Genomic DNA, 12,792 nt, shown 5'->3' with positions numbered 1-12,792 from the left:
GGCCCATCCAGAACCTCGATGCGCGAAACTCCCTTGCGACTGGGAACCTCCATCCGGTGCTCATTTTGGTGTTCCACTGCCAAACTCCTGCAAACTCAGTTGCAGGGCGGCATGCCCGAAAGACCTTCGCCCCGGAACCACGGGGCCGTCGCACCGCTTACCCAGCATCAACGACCGTGTCGAAATCACCCTGACCAATGGACGCAAGCTGGCCGTCGGCGCGACCCTTGACCCAATGGCGCTGATGCGTCTGGTGCAGGTTCTGGACCGGGCATGATCGCGTTTCCGGCGGGGGCTAAGGTCTGGATCGCGGGTGGCGCGACCGACATGCGGTTTGGGATGAACAGCCTCGCGCTGAAAGTTCAGCAGGGTCTCGGGCGAGACCCAAATGACGGCGACCAGAGCAGAACGGCGCTCGTTGCGGTCGACGACATCGACCTCAAACCCTTCGCGTGTGCCGAGCAGGGCCACCATGCCATCGATCGGGCCGCAGCCCGTGATCACCCCATGGCCCCCGCTGGATGCTCGACTACGAATATAGGATCAGAGGCGAAGAGTGTTTGGGTTTTCGCTCGCAAATCCGCCTTCTGGTCTGAGCTGCGGCATCGTCAATCCAAGGGCGGCTAACTTTAGCTTTCCACAATCATTTCAATGGCCTGTGCCAACTTTTCTAAGCCCTCTTCCTGCGGGTCACGCTGATTTGCTAGAATCCGGGTGAGTTTGATGTAGTGCCCTGTTGCCCCACCGACGCCCGCCTGTTTGAGCGGATCTGTATGTGCAATGATCTGCGCAATGACGGAGACCGGGACCTTGACAGCATGCATGATGGACGCGGCCGTGCGACGCAAATCGTGGCGATGCCAACCAGACGTGCCTGTCGCTTCCTCCATGGCCGTCTGAAATCTCTGCCAGTTACCCAGCGGGGTCGTGCCCGTGCTGCTTGGAAAGACGATACCTTTGGAATTCGGGTCGCCCCAGCCCGGCAACATCCGAAGGATATCCATGGCTGCATCAGACAAAGGCAGAAACTGGCTGCGCTGTTTTCCTTTTGTGGTTTTGACCTTGGGTTTGAACCAGACGCGGTTTTCGCGGTCCAGATGCTCCCACCGCATGGCGCAGACCTCCTCACGCCTTGAAGCCGTCAGAAGCGTAAAGCGTAGTGCGACGGGACGAAACTCGCTCTCCGGGGAGTTCCGGAGCTTGCCGATTTTGGGCGCAGGCCACGTTAGCAAGGGAACTATGACCCTCAGCTCAGCCTCGGTCAGAATACGGTCTCTTTCGCCGGTGATCGTCGGGTCGTCGATGGCCGGGTCGTGAACCTCGGCAAGATTGGCGACCGCTACTCGTGGCGTCCGTGATGCGCCAATCTTGGCGAAGCTTTTTCGCCCGGAAGCCCAGTCGAGCACAGGGCCAAGATATGCCCTCGCCCGCGACACCTGTCCGTTTGCGGTCGTCTTCCCTTCGGTCGGCTTGACGCGCACATATGTCGACGTCGCCTTTGCGAAATCTTCTGCGGTCAGCTTTGCGACATCTTTCTGCATGAGCGTCAGAAAGACCCTTTCGATGACCATGCGAGCCTCAGCCTTTGTCGATCTCGGTCCACGCGGGCGCCAGATCTGCTTGCTTGGCGCAAACTTGGCTTCATACTCTGTGACCAGCTTCTCAAGCGTGAGGACTTCGTTCTCAGTCGCTACTGCAACACGCAGCTGCCGCTTCTGTTCGTTGACCTGGACACCCGCCTTAAGGTCGGCCCTTTTGCTCAGGGCCTCTTCGCGAGCGGCCTTGAGTGACATTTCGGGGTAGCGCCCAAGCGTCACCTGGGCAATCCTCGACGTTGCATCCCGGCCGGTGAATGTGAACGTCGCGACGCCGTCAACGGACACACGCGCGCGAAGTCCCTTCACCGTTTCATCTTTGATGAAGAACCTCTTTCCAGTCGGCTTCAACCGCCGAAGGGTCAGATCGCTCAGAACTTGCTTTACCTCAGTCACTTCCATCTCCTGGGCAACATATGGGCAACAAAATCCCTGCCACTTCCTGCGATACCCTGCAACTATTTGCAGCCACCTGCATCTAGAGGTTCTGTCAAAGTTATCTTATTTCAGATACATAGACCAATCTCAGCGTTCTATTCAAGACCCAAAGAGGGTGTAGAGCAGCGGATTGAAAATCCGCGTGTCGCTGGTTCGATTCCGGCTCTGGGCACCACCTTTCCCCTTTGAAAACACAACCGATTTTCTGGCGCTCCTCAGAGCGATCTTCTTGACGCCGCAGTCGGGCTACGCGTTTCATCTGGCAGCACTCCGCATTCCTGTATGGTTGTGACGGGACGACGTCCGAGCGATCCGGCCGGTCTTCGCGCGACGCGGCTCGCCATCCGGGCGCCGCAAGGCCGGGAGCAGCGCTTGTCGCAGAACCTTGACTTCGCCGGTGTCCGGCCATCGGCGCAAGCAATCGTTCCTGACAATGCGGCACCCGAGCCTCCGGGTCGGGCTGCAGATCGGGCGCGGAATCCAACAACTTCTGCAGTTACCGCTTGCGCTGCGGCGCGGCCTCACCATCTTATGAGGGGTGAGGAATTCCTGAGGCCCTTTGATGGATCAAGCCTTGTCTGCAGCCTATGCGCCTTTCACGTTCGCGCTGGGGTTGATGGCTGCTTTGCTGCTTCTGGAATTCGTGTTCCTCCTGCTCGGCGTGTCCCTGCACGGTCACGATGTTGACGTGGAGCTGCCCGGAGAGGTTGCGGCCCTGCATGCGCAGTTCGATCTTGCGCATGGGGCGACGCCGGATGTGCCGCAGCTCCTTGAGGCGAGCGCGGCCCTGAGCCAGGTGGAACCGAGCCTTCCCGACAACGGGTTGATGGCCATGATCGGCTTGCAGGATGTGCCGCTGATGATCTGGCTGGCCGCGATGCTGTTCAGCTTTGGCCTCGGCGGGTTTGTGTTTCAGGCCTTGACCGCCAGCGCGCTGCCGACCGCGCTCGTCGTGCTCATGGCGGCAGCAACAGCCCTGATCTTCACGCGCCAATTCGCAAAATTCTTCGGCCGCTTCGTTCCGCGCCTGGAAACCAGCGCCACCTCGGCGCAATTCATGGGCGGCCTGCGCGGTGTGGTCACCCAAGGCACGGCACGGACAGGCTCTGCCGCCGAGGTCCGGCTGCGCGACCGGCATGGCAACATCCATTACATGCGCTGCGAACCCTTCAGCCCGACCGACGTGATCGGCGAGGGCACCGAAGTCCTTACCCTGCGCGAAAGGCTCGGGCCAGATCGCTGGAGCCTTCGCATCCTGCCCCTGTCATGACTTTCCCCTTCTGAAAGGCTGCGCCTGATGGACCTCAAGACCTTGTTAATCGCCATAGCGGCGGTCGTCGTCTTCCTCTTGCTGATCGGTCTGCTGCTTGGACGGCTCTACCGCCGGGCCAGCCGTGAGGTGAGCCTTGTCAAGACCGGGGCCGGTGGCAAGCGCGTGATCATGGATGGCGGGGTCATCGTGCTGCCCTTGCTGCACGAAATCAGCCCGGTGAACATGAAAACCTTCCGGCTCGAAGTGAAGCGCGCCGATGAAGGGGCGCTGATCACCAAAGACCGGATGCGGGTGGATGTCGGCGTGGAGTTCTACGTCTCGGTGCAAGCGACCGAAGACGGGATCTCGCGGGCGGCGCAGACTTTGGGCGCGCGCACCTTCGACGTGAACCTCTTGCGCGAAATGATCGAGGGCAAGCTGATTGACGGCTTGCGCGCGGTGGCGGCCCGGATGACCATGGACGAGCTGCATGAAAACCGCACCACCTTTGTGCAGGAGGTGCAGAACACCGTCGCCAACGACCTGCTGAAGAACGGGCTGGAGCTGGAAAGCGTGTCGCTGACAGCACTTGACCAGACACCCTTCGGCGCCTTGGACGAAAACAACGCCTTCAACGCGGTCGGCATGCGCAAACTCGCCGAAGTGATCGCCAAGTCGAAGAAGGAACGCGCCGAGATCGACGCCGAGGCCGAGGTTTCGGTGGCCCTCTCGGTGATGGAGGGCGAGAAGCGGAAGCTTCAGATCGCGCGCGATCAGGAGGAGGCGCGCCTTGCCCGGGTTCAGGAAATCGACCTGATGAAGGCGGCGCAGAACTCGCAACTGGCCCAGGCCCGCGAACAGGCGGAATCCGAAACCGAACGCGCCCGGATCAAGCGCGAGCAGGACATCAAGTCGGCCGAAATCGCCCGCGCCCGCACGATCGAAGAGGCGCAGATCAGCAAGGAACGCGATATCGAGGTGGCCAACCAGGACCGCCAGATCATCATCGCCGAGAAATCCGAGGCGGAAAGCCGGGCCCGCGCCTCGGCCGACGCGGCGCGCGCCGAGGCGACCAAGGCGGCAGAAGCCATCGAGACCGCCCGCGCCATCGCCGTGGCGGAGCGGACCCGCGAGATTGCCGTGATCGAAGCGCGCCGCGAAGCCGAACGCGAAGCGACCAGGATCCAGCTTGCCGCCGGTGCCGAACGCTCTGCCGCGGTTGACCGCGCCGCTGCGGTGCGGGAGTTCGCTCAAGGCGAAGCCGATGCGCTGACAATCCGGGCTGCCGCGAAGAAAACGGACCTGCTTGCAGAAGCCGAGGGCCGCCAGGCGCTCGCGAATTCCGAAAACACCCTCTCGCCCGAGATCATCGCCCTTCGGATCGCCCTGGCCAAGCTTGAAGCCATGCCGCGGATCGTCGCCGAGATGGTGAAGCCGGCCGAAAAGATCGAGTTCATCCGGATCAACCAGATCAACGGGCTGAATGGGAATGCTGGGGGTGGGGGGGACGCCGCCAAGGCCCCGGTCAACCAGGCATTTGACGCGATGCTCGGGGCGGCCCTGCAACTGCCCGCCATGAAGAAGCTGGGCGAGGAGCTTGGCATGAACTTCGACGACGGGCTGACCGGCATCCTGAGCGACCCCAAGACAGCGCCGTCGCAACCGGATAAGGCCAAGTCATAGTCGGTGACCTGGGGGCCGTGGCCGATCGGCCCCCAATTCCCTGGCCCTCCGGAAAGCCACTTACGGGCGACGGAAATAGTGCAAATGCAGCGATCGCACCGTGGCAGCCCTCGCCGCGCGATCTTCCTCAGGCGCAGCCTCCCAGACCTCGTGCGCAGCGTCCAGGTCCATCACCGCGATGGCAAGATCTGCTACGACATCAGGCCAGACCGACAGGGTATAAGCCGTCACGAAACCCGCGCCGATGAGGGCGATATTCGCCAAAGCATCATTTCGTGCTGACAGGAAGGCGGCCTTGGTCGGGCTTCCGCTAAGATGCCTGTGACCAGACAGACGGAAGGCACAGGTCAGGTTGACCGCCAGAGCCCCGATACCAGTGAGAGACCGGTTGACCGCATCGGGCGGCACCGGATTAGCCCCACATCCCGCGCATCCTGGCCGAGACGTCGATCGGCTTCGGCGCGCTCGGTCTGGGCCTTCCGTCGGCCATGATCGGTGGCGACCAGTGGATGACCTCGAACCTGTCCAGCATCGCGCGCGCGATGAAGCGGCTGCGCATGGCGTGGATATGGCGGTCGCCGTGGCGGGTCTGCTGGGTGACGTAGAAGCGCAGCGGCACGCCGAGGGTCAGCTGGTCTTTTGCGCGGGTCATCGCGACGTAGAGCAGGCGGCGCTCCTCCTCGATTTCGGCGCTGGAGCCGGTGCCGAGGTCGGAGGGGATGCAGCCGTCGACCACGTTCAGCACGAAGACGGCGCGCCATTCCTGCCCCTTGGCGGAGTGGATGGTGGACAGGATCAGGTAATCGTCATCCTTCAAGGGCACGCCGGCCTGGCCGCCCGTCGCATCCGGCGGGTCGAGCGTCAGGTCGGTCAGAAAGCGTTCGCGGGACGGGTAGCCGGCGGCGATCTGCTCCAGTTGCAGAAGGTCGGCACGGCGGGTTTCCGCATCCTCGTGCAGGCGTTCCAGATGCGGGTCATACCAGGCGCGCGCCCTTGCGAGACCAGCGGGCCAGTCGGCAGCATCAAGTCCGCTCAGGGCCTCGATCAGGTCTTTCCAGGCGGTTCCGGCGCGGGGCGGCGGCGGCAGGGTCGTCAGGGCCTCCATCGGGTGGAGATGCGGCGCCAGGGCATCCAGCACCTTGCCGGCGGCGGTCGGACCGATCCCCGGCACCAGTTGCAGCACGCGGAACCCTGCCACCCGGTCACGCGGGTTCTGCGCAAAGCGCAGCACCGCCAGCAGGTCTTTCACATGGGCGCTGTCGAGGAATTTCAGCCCGCCGAATTTCACGAAAGGCACGTTGCGGCGGGTCAGCTCGACCTCGATCTGCCCGGAATGGCTGGAGGTGCGGAAAAGGACGGCCTGGTTCATCAGCCGCATGCCGGTTTCCCGGTTCAGAAGGATCTGGTCGACGAAATGGCGGGCCTGGTCGGACTCGTTCAACAGGGTGACGAGGCGGGGCTTTTCGGCGGACAAACGGTCGGTCCAGAGCGACTTGGTGAAACGCTCGCGCGCCTCTTCGATCACCGCATTGGCGGCGGCGAGGATCGGCTGGGTGGAGCGGTAGTTGCGCTCGAGCGTGATCACTTCGGCGGGCGGGGTGAAGGCCTTGGGGAAGTCGAGGATGTTGCGCACCGTCGCCGCCCGGAAAGCATAGATCGACTGGGCATCGTCGCCGACCACGGTCAGACCGCGGCCATCCGGCTTCAGCGCCAGAAGGATGCGCGATTGCAGGCGGTTGGTGTCCTGGTATTCGTCGATCAGCACATGGTCCCAGGTGGCGCCGATATGGGCGGCAAAGTCGGGATGCTCCAGCACCTGCGCCCAGGCCAGCAAGAGGTCGTCATAATCCAGCACGTTCTGCGCCTGCTTGGCTTCGACATAGGCGGCAAAGAGGCGCTTCAACTCCGCCTCCCAGCTGGCGCACCAGGGGAAGGTCTGGCGCAAGACCTCGGCCAGGGGTTCCTCGGCATTCACTGCACGGGAATAGATGGCGAGGCAGGTGCCCTTGGCGGGAAACCGGCTTTCGGTCCTGGAGAAGCCCAGGCTATGCCGGGTGAGGTTCATCAGATCGGCGGAATCCTCGCGGTCATGGATCGAGAAGTCCGGGTTCAGACCGATCTCCAGCGCGTGCTCGCGCAGAAGGCGGGCGCCGATGCCGTGGAAGGTGCCGGCCCAGGTCAGCGCCTCGGCGGCGTAGCCCTGCCCCAGCGCCTCGGTCGTGATCTTTTCCACCCTTCGGGTCAGTTCGGTCGCGGCGCGGCGCGAGAAGGTCATCAGCAAGATGCGGCGCGGGTCGGCCCCGCCCACCAGAAGATGCGCCACGCGATGCGCCAGCGTGTTGGTCTTGCCCGACCCCGCGCCCGCGATGATCAGCAAGGGCGGCGGCAGGCCCACGCCCGCGCCAAACTCCACCGCCTGCCGCTGCCGGTCGTTCAGTTTGTCGAGATAGGATACCTGCATCGAACTGCCCCCTCCGCCTGCTTCCGGGCGGTTCGGAACAGGTTACATCAAATAGAACAGAAGCGGAACAGGTAGCTTTCGCGCCAAGTGCCTTCCGAAATGGCCGCGGCGGCCAAGCGCCAGGACGAGTCGACCGGAAATGGTTTGATGGCCCTCTCGACGGAATAAAGCTCAGATCGAGCCTCCAATGGCCCCATGCCCGCTTCGCGCTTCGACGCTCAGCCCCCCTCAGGTTGGTTGCATGATGGCGGCGGCCACGGTATCAGCCGCCCAACCGGTCGCAGCCTACCCGGTCATCAAAACAAGGGCCCCATCATGAAGACTGCTGTTGTCTGCTCCGGCGGACTCGATTCTGTTTCGCTTGCCCATATCCTTGCCGCCGAGGGGAACCTCAGCCGCATCGTCTCGTTCGACTACGGCCAGAGGCATCGCAAGGAGCTGGACTTTGCGCGCCGCACCGCCGAACGGCTGGGCGTGCCCTTCCATCTGGTCGACCTGCGCGCCATCGGCGCCGCACTGACCGGCTCGGCCCTGACCGACGACATCGCGGTGCCAGACGGGCATTATGCCGAGGAGACCATGCGCATCACCGTGGTGCCGAACCGCAACGCGATCATGCTGACCGTGGCTTTCGGCGTGGCCGCCGCCAATGGTGATGACGCGGTGGCGACGGCGGTGCATGGCGGCGACCATTTCATCTACCCCGACTGCCGCCCCGCCTTCACCGAGGCTTTCGCGGCGATGCAGCGGGCAGCGCTCGACGGCTATGCCGAGGTGGCGCTGCTTGTACCCTTCGTCCACCGGACCAAGGCCGATATCGTGACCGAAGGCGCCCGCGTCGGCACGCCCTACGTTGAAACCTGGTCCTGCTACAAGGGCGGCGAGATCCATTGCGGCCGCTGCGGCACCTGCGTGGAGCGGCGCGAGGCCTTCGATCTGGCCGGGGTGCAAGACCCCACACCCTATGCCGACCCGGATTTCTGGCGCGCCGCCGTGGCCTCGCGGGGGGCAAGCTGATGTATCGCATCGCCAAGGAATTCCACTTCTCGGCCTCGCACCAGCTGTCGCATCTGGCCGCTGACCACCCCTGTGCGCGGCTGCATGGCCACAACTACGTGGTCGTGGTCGAACTCGCGGCGGCGGAGCTGAACGCGGACGGCTTCGTGCGCGACTATCTCGAACTGTCCGCCCTGAAAGCCTATATCGACGACCACTTCGACCACCGCCACCTGAACGAGGTGCTGGAGGGCCCGACCACCGCCGAGGCGATGGCGCGGCATTTCCACGATTGGGCGCGGGCGCGCTGGCCCGAGGTGGTGGCGGTGCGGGTATCCGAGACGCCCAAGACCTGGGCGGAGTTCCGGCCATGACTCTGCGCATCGCCGAAATCTTCGGCCCGACGATCCAGGGCGAGGGCGCGCTGATCGGGCAGCCGACGGTCTTCATCCGGGCCGGCGGCTGCGACTACCGCTGCACCTGGTGCGACAGCCTGCACGCCGTCGACAGCAGCTTTCGCCACACCTGGGCGCCAATGGAGCCGCCCGCCATCATGGCCGAGGTTGCGCGCCTTTCGGGCGATCAGCCGGTGCTGGTGTCGATCTCGGGCGGCAATCCGGCCCTGCAGGACTTCGCCCCGGTGATCGCACTTGGCCGCGAGAGCGGCTACAGCTTCGCCTGCGAGACGCAGGGCTCGGTCGCCCGTCCGTGGTTCGCTGACCTTGCCCTGCTGGTCCTGTCGCCCAAACCGCCCTCCAGCGGCGAAACCCCGGACTGGGCCGCTTTCGACGCCTGCATCGCGGCGGCCGGGACGACCGAGAAGATCATGAAGATCGTGATCTTCGACGAGACCGACCTCGCCTGGGCGCGCGCCGCCTCCGCCCGCTACCCAAGCCTGCCACTTTACCTGCAGCCCGGCAATCCCGAGGTCGATCCCGAAAAGCCGGTCGATCCCCAGGCGCTCGCCGACCGGATGCTGTGGCTGGTCGAGGCGACGGTGGGCCGCGGCTGGCTGACACCGCGCATTCTGCCGCAACTGCATGTCCTGATCTGGGGCAACCGTCGTGGCGTGTAGCCTGCGTGCCGGGGCCATCGCAGAGCGAGATCTCCTGAAGACACCATGGGATGCATTTGCGCCGCCATCAGCCCGATGCAATCGCCTCTGCCCGACCCGGACTCGAGGCTGAGGCCGCAGCGCGGCATGGGTCCGTCGGGAGCCCTCATGCCCGCCACTCCTGCAATTCCCTCGCCTCCTGCACCCGCTATGCTCGGGTCATCGCTGGTGGGCGCGTACCGGTGCAGATGGCTGGTTGGATGTGGAGGGCTGTGACGCCCTCCTTCCCGGCATATCTTCGGTTGCGCGTCCTTTGACGCGGGCGACGCGAGGGGAAAGGGCGGCGGCGCGTTGGGGTCCGCGGCCCGGGGCCTTCGCGCCCTCCTGGCACGCACTTCTGGCACGGCCTGCCGCGCGGGCGTCAGGCGGTGGGGACCGTGCCCCCGTCGATCACATATTCCACCCCGGTGATGCTGCCCGCGCGGTCGGAGGCGAGGAAGGCCACCAGGCTTGCGATCTCGGCCGGGGTCGAGGGGCGGCCGAGGGGGATGCCGCCGAGGCTTTGCATGATGATCCTCTTGCCGCCGGCAAGATCCGTCCCTGCCTCCTCTGCCAGCCGTTCCGCCAGCCGGATCGAGGCCGCGGTCTCGATCCAGCCGGGGGCCACGCGCAGCACCCGGACGCCTTTGGGCGAGACTTCCTTCGACAGGCTCTTGCTGTAGGTCGACAGCGCGGCCTTGGCGGCGGCATAGGCGGTGGTGGCCTCGGGCAGCGGCAGGAGGCGCTGGATCGAGGTGACATGGATCACCACGCCCGCGCCCTGCGCCACCATCGCGGGCAGAAGCGCCCGGTCCAGACGGACGGCGGGCATCAGGTTGTGATCCAGCTCCGCCTGCCATTCCGCATCGCCCAGGGCAGCAAAGCCTCCGCCGGGGGACGACGAGCCGCCGAGCATGTGGACTACGATATCCACCCCGCCGAGCCGGTCGCGCACCGCCGCGGCCACGGTCGCGCAGCCCTCTGGCGTCGTCAGGTCGGCGGCAACGAAGGCTGCTTCCGGCAGGGTCGCGGGCCGGTTGCGGGCCGTGGTCAGGATCGTGGCGCCAAGCTCGCGGAAGAGCGCCACCGTGGCCGCGCCGGCGCCTTGCGTGCCGCCCGTGATCAGGGCGCGCTTGCCCTGCAAGGTCAGGAAACCGGTCATGCGCCGATCCTCAGGTCAGAGATGCGCTCGCCCGCCAGGCCGAAGGTGAAGCGCAGCACGGCCGGGCTGCCGGGGAAATCGCCGCTGACCCGGGCGCGGACCACGGTCTTGCCCGCGACCTCGGTCAGGTCGAGGGGGGTGGCGCTGTGGTTGTATTTCGCCTTGGCCGCCAGCCACCAGGCGCGGATCTCTGCGGGGCCGCGGTGGGTCGCGCCCTCGTCCTGCACCAGGGCATCGGGGGCAAAGGCCGCGGCGAAGGCGGCGCCGTCTTGCGCGGGTTCTGCGGCGAAATAGGTCGCAATCGCGGGGGGAAGGGTCATCGGAAGGCTCCTTGGTTGGGTCAAGGGAACATAGGCCTCGACAGAACCCAGGATAATCGGGATAAACCGGGACCAGTCGATGACAGGATCGGGATAATCATGGAAGGCGGGCTGAAAGGGCTCGAGGCGGTGCTGACCATCGCGCGGCGCGGGTCGTTCCGGGCGGCGGCGCTGGACCTTGCCATGTCGACCACCGCCCTTTCGCACACTATCGCGCGGCTGGAGGCGAACCTCGGCGTGCGGCTTTTCAACCGCACCACGCGCAGCGTGTCGCTGACCGATGCCGGGCGGGAGTTCGTGGCCCGCGTCGCGCCAGCCCTGGCCGAGATCCGCCTCGCCCTCGACAGCGCCCGCTCGCAGCGCGAGACGCCTTCTGGCATGTTGCGGGTCAATGCCTCGGTGCAGGCGGGCCGGGCGGTGGCGCCGCTGATCCTGGAATTCCTGCGCCGCTACCCGGAAATGCAGGTCGATCTGGTGACCGAGGGGCGGCTGGTCGATATCGTGGCCGAGGGCTTTGACCTTGGCATCCGCACCGCCGACCTCGTGCCGCGCGACATGATCGCCGTGCCCCTCGGGGCGACGCAGCGCCATGCCGTGGTGGCCTCGCCCGGCTGGCTTGCGGTCCATCCGGCGCCGCGGTCGCCGGCAGACCTTGACCCCGCCCAGTGCATCCGGGTCCGTCTGCCCAACGGCGGCTTGCTGCGCTGGCCCTTTGAAAAGGACGGAAATCAGCTGCAATTCGAGGCGAGGGGGCGGCTGACCCTGGACGAGGCCTCGGTCGCGCGGATGGCGGTGCTGGAAGGCGCGGGCATCGGCTTTTTCATCGAAGCGGGCGTGGCCGAGGATCTTGCCAGCGGTCGCCTGATCCGCCTGCTGGAGGACTGGACCCCGCCGCGCCCGGGTTTTTGCCTGTATTACCCCGGGCGGCGCAACCCTTCCGCCGGGTTTGCGGCCTTCCTGGCCCTGGTGCGCGAAAAGGCAAGCGCCCCGCAGCCGAGGCCCTGACCGGCCCATGCCCCATTCAGCCCGATGCCGATGGGTCCGGCTTCTGGGTTTCCTTCGCTGATCTGGCCGGTCCTGCAGGAAATCGCCGGCCGCCGCAGCGGAATTGCGGACGCGGCCCTGCTTTGGGCGATCGCAACGAAGATCGACCTGGCCGTCTTCGCCGTCAATCAGGATGGCATGATGTTGCGCTGCAACCGAACGGCAAAGGGCGTGCTCGAATGCGGGCGCATCCCCAGACGGAACGGGCAGGGAATCTCATGCAGCCGCGACCTTAAGGCCCGCCAGATGCGCGAGGCCGGCGCCACCTGCCCCATTTCGCGCCGAACGGCTCCGACACGGTGATCTTCCTGTCGCCAAAGGGGGGCACAGCAGCACGCATCACCTCTCGTGCGCCGCCCCATTCAACGCATATCTCTTGAGGACCAGCAAAACGACCTGCGTTCCGAAGCATAACCAGGACGCGCCCGTGACCCTGTATCGCCACGTGGGCCTGGGCAAGACCGGCGGCGGCAACAGCCAGGCCGCCGGCACGGTCGGCGCTGACTGGATCGACCTGCGCCTGCCCGGATCGCCCGACAATTCCAACGCCGGGGCCGGGGCGGAAATCGTGGTGGGCAATGGCGACGGACTTTGAAATGAGCGCGTGCACCCTGATCAACGGCACAGACGAAGAGGACGAAGACCACCTGTTTGGCAGCCGTGACAGCGATTTCAAGAATGGCAGCGCGGCCGATGACGCCATGCAGGCCGACGCCGGCAGCAACCTGATGCGCGGCGGCTCCGGCGA

The 12,792-nt window shown here is 65.4% G+C and carries 14 protein-coding genes; 8 read left to right on the top strand and 6 right to left on the bottom strand.

What is annotated here, in order from left to right:
• Positions 1 to 60: 60 nt before the first annotated feature.
• Both AC1DVR_RS20945 and AC1DVR_RS20940 read right to left on the bottom strand, forming a co-directional pair.
• Positions 61 to 504 (bottom strand): hypothetical protein, encoded by a 444-nt coding sequence (locus AC1DVR_RS20945; protein WP_478002558.1) that lies wholly within the window; start codon positions 502 to 504, stop codon positions 61 to 63.
• 125 nt (positions 505 to 629) lie between these two features.
• Complete coding sequence (locus tag AC1DVR_RS20940) at positions 630 to 1,991, bottom strand: tyrosine-type recombinase/integrase (RefSeq protein WP_478002557.1); 1,362 nt, start codon at positions 1,989 to 1,991, stop codon at positions 630 to 632.
• A gap of 616 nt (positions 1,992 to 2,607) precedes the next feature.
• On the opposite strand from AC1DVR_RS20940, the gene AC1DVR_RS20935 reads away from it, so the two are divergent.
• Together AC1DVR_RS20935 and AC1DVR_RS20930 are read left to right on the top strand one after the other, a co-directional pair.
• On the top strand, positions 2,608 to 3,303 hold the full coding sequence (locus AC1DVR_RS20935) for an OB-fold-containig protein (RefSeq protein WP_478002556.1): 696 nt from the start codon (positions 2,608 to 2,610) through the stop codon (positions 3,301 to 3,303).
• Between the two features lie 27 nt (positions 3,304 to 3,330).
• Positions 3,331 to 4,968: a flotillin family protein gene (locus AC1DVR_RS20930; protein ID WP_478002555.1), complete on the top strand. Its 1,638-nt coding sequence runs from the start codon at positions 3,331 to 3,333 to the stop codon at positions 4,966 to 4,968.
• A gap of 60 nt (positions 4,969 to 5,028) precedes the next feature.
• Here AC1DVR_RS20930 and AC1DVR_RS20925 read toward each other — a convergent pair whose 3' ends face one another.
• Both AC1DVR_RS20925 and AC1DVR_RS20920 read right to left on the bottom strand, forming a co-directional pair.
• Positions 5,029 to 5,376, bottom strand: coding sequence for a cation efflux transmembrane domain-containing protein (locus AC1DVR_RS20925; RefSeq protein ID WP_478002554.1), 348 nt, complete (start codon positions 5,374 to 5,376; stop codon positions 5,029 to 5,031).
• Positions 5,377 to 5,380: 4 nt separating this feature from the next.
• A complete protein-coding gene (locus AC1DVR_RS20920; RefSeq protein WP_478002553.1) occupies positions 5,381 to 7,429 on the bottom strand; it encodes an ATP-dependent helicase in 2,049 nt (682 codons plus the stop codon).
• Positions 7,430 to 7,744: 315 nt separating this feature from the next.
• Between AC1DVR_RS20920 and queC the strand changes: the two genes are divergently transcribed.
• From queC to queE, 3 genes are read left to right on the top strand one after another with little or no spacing between them, the layout of a single operon-like run.
• Positions 7,745 to 8,446, top strand: a complete 702-nt coding sequence (gene queC, locus AC1DVR_RS20915; protein WP_478002552.1) for a 7-cyano-7-deazaguanine synthase QueC — start codon at positions 7,745 to 7,747, stop codon at positions 8,444 to 8,446.
• The gene (locus tag AC1DVR_RS20910; protein WP_478002551.1) at positions 8,446 to 8,799 is read left to right on the top strand and encodes a 6-pyruvoyl trahydropterin synthase family protein; all 354 of its coding nucleotides are present in this window, start codon (positions 8,446 to 8,448) and stop codon (positions 8,797 to 8,799) included. Before queC ends, AC1DVR_RS20910 begins: the two co-directional genes overlap by 1 nt.
• Entirely contained in the window at positions 8,796 to 9,500 is a 705-nt protein-coding gene (queE, locus tag AC1DVR_RS20905; protein WP_478002550.1) for a 7-carboxy-7-deazaguanine synthase QueE, read from the top strand. The genes AC1DVR_RS20910 and queE overlap by 4 nt, the downstream gene beginning before the upstream one ends.
• Before the next feature lie 400 nt (positions 9,501 to 9,900).
• Here queE and AC1DVR_RS20900 read toward each other — a convergent pair whose 3' ends face one another.
• Both AC1DVR_RS20900 and AC1DVR_RS20895 read right to left on the bottom strand, forming a co-directional pair.
• Positions 9,901 to 10,680, bottom strand: a complete 780-nt coding sequence (locus tag AC1DVR_RS20900) for an SDR family oxidoreductase (RefSeq protein WP_478002549.1) — start codon at positions 10,678 to 10,680, stop codon at positions 9,901 to 9,903.
• The gene (locus tag AC1DVR_RS20895) at positions 10,677 to 11,000 is read right to left on the bottom strand and encodes a nuclear transport factor 2 family protein (RefSeq protein ID WP_478002548.1); all 324 of its coding nucleotides are present in this window, start codon (positions 10,998 to 11,000) and stop codon (positions 10,677 to 10,679) included. The genes AC1DVR_RS20900 and AC1DVR_RS20895 overlap by 4 nt, the downstream gene beginning before the upstream one ends.
• A gap of 99 nt (positions 11,001 to 11,099) precedes the next feature.
• Here AC1DVR_RS20895 and AC1DVR_RS20890 point away from each other — a divergent pair, with 99 nt between their 5' ends.
• The 3 genes from AC1DVR_RS20890 to AC1DVR_RS20880 all read left to right on the top strand — a co-directional run bounded on the left by AC1DVR_RS20890 (position 11,100) and on the right by AC1DVR_RS20880 (position 12,639).
• A complete protein-coding gene (locus AC1DVR_RS20890) occupies positions 11,100 to 12,005 on the top strand; it encodes a LysR family transcriptional regulator (RefSeq protein ID WP_478002547.1) in 906 nt (301 codons plus the stop codon).
• Positions 12,006 to 12,035: 30 nt separating this feature from the next.
• Entirely contained in the window at positions 12,036 to 12,347 is a 312-nt protein-coding gene (locus tag AC1DVR_RS20885; protein ID WP_478002546.1) for a hypothetical protein, read from the top strand.
• Positions 12,348 to 12,471: 124 nt separating this feature from the next.
• Complete coding sequence (locus tag AC1DVR_RS20880) at positions 12,472 to 12,639, top strand: hypothetical protein (protein WP_478002545.1); 168 nt, start codon at positions 12,472 to 12,474, stop codon at positions 12,637 to 12,639.
• Positions 12,640 to 12,792 lie beyond the last annotated feature (153 nt).

Source organism: Rhodobacter sp. P2_H5 (assembly GCF_056403335.1).
Note: the sequence above shows the minus strand (reverse complement) of the source record. Positions and strands in the feature narration are given on the sequence as shown.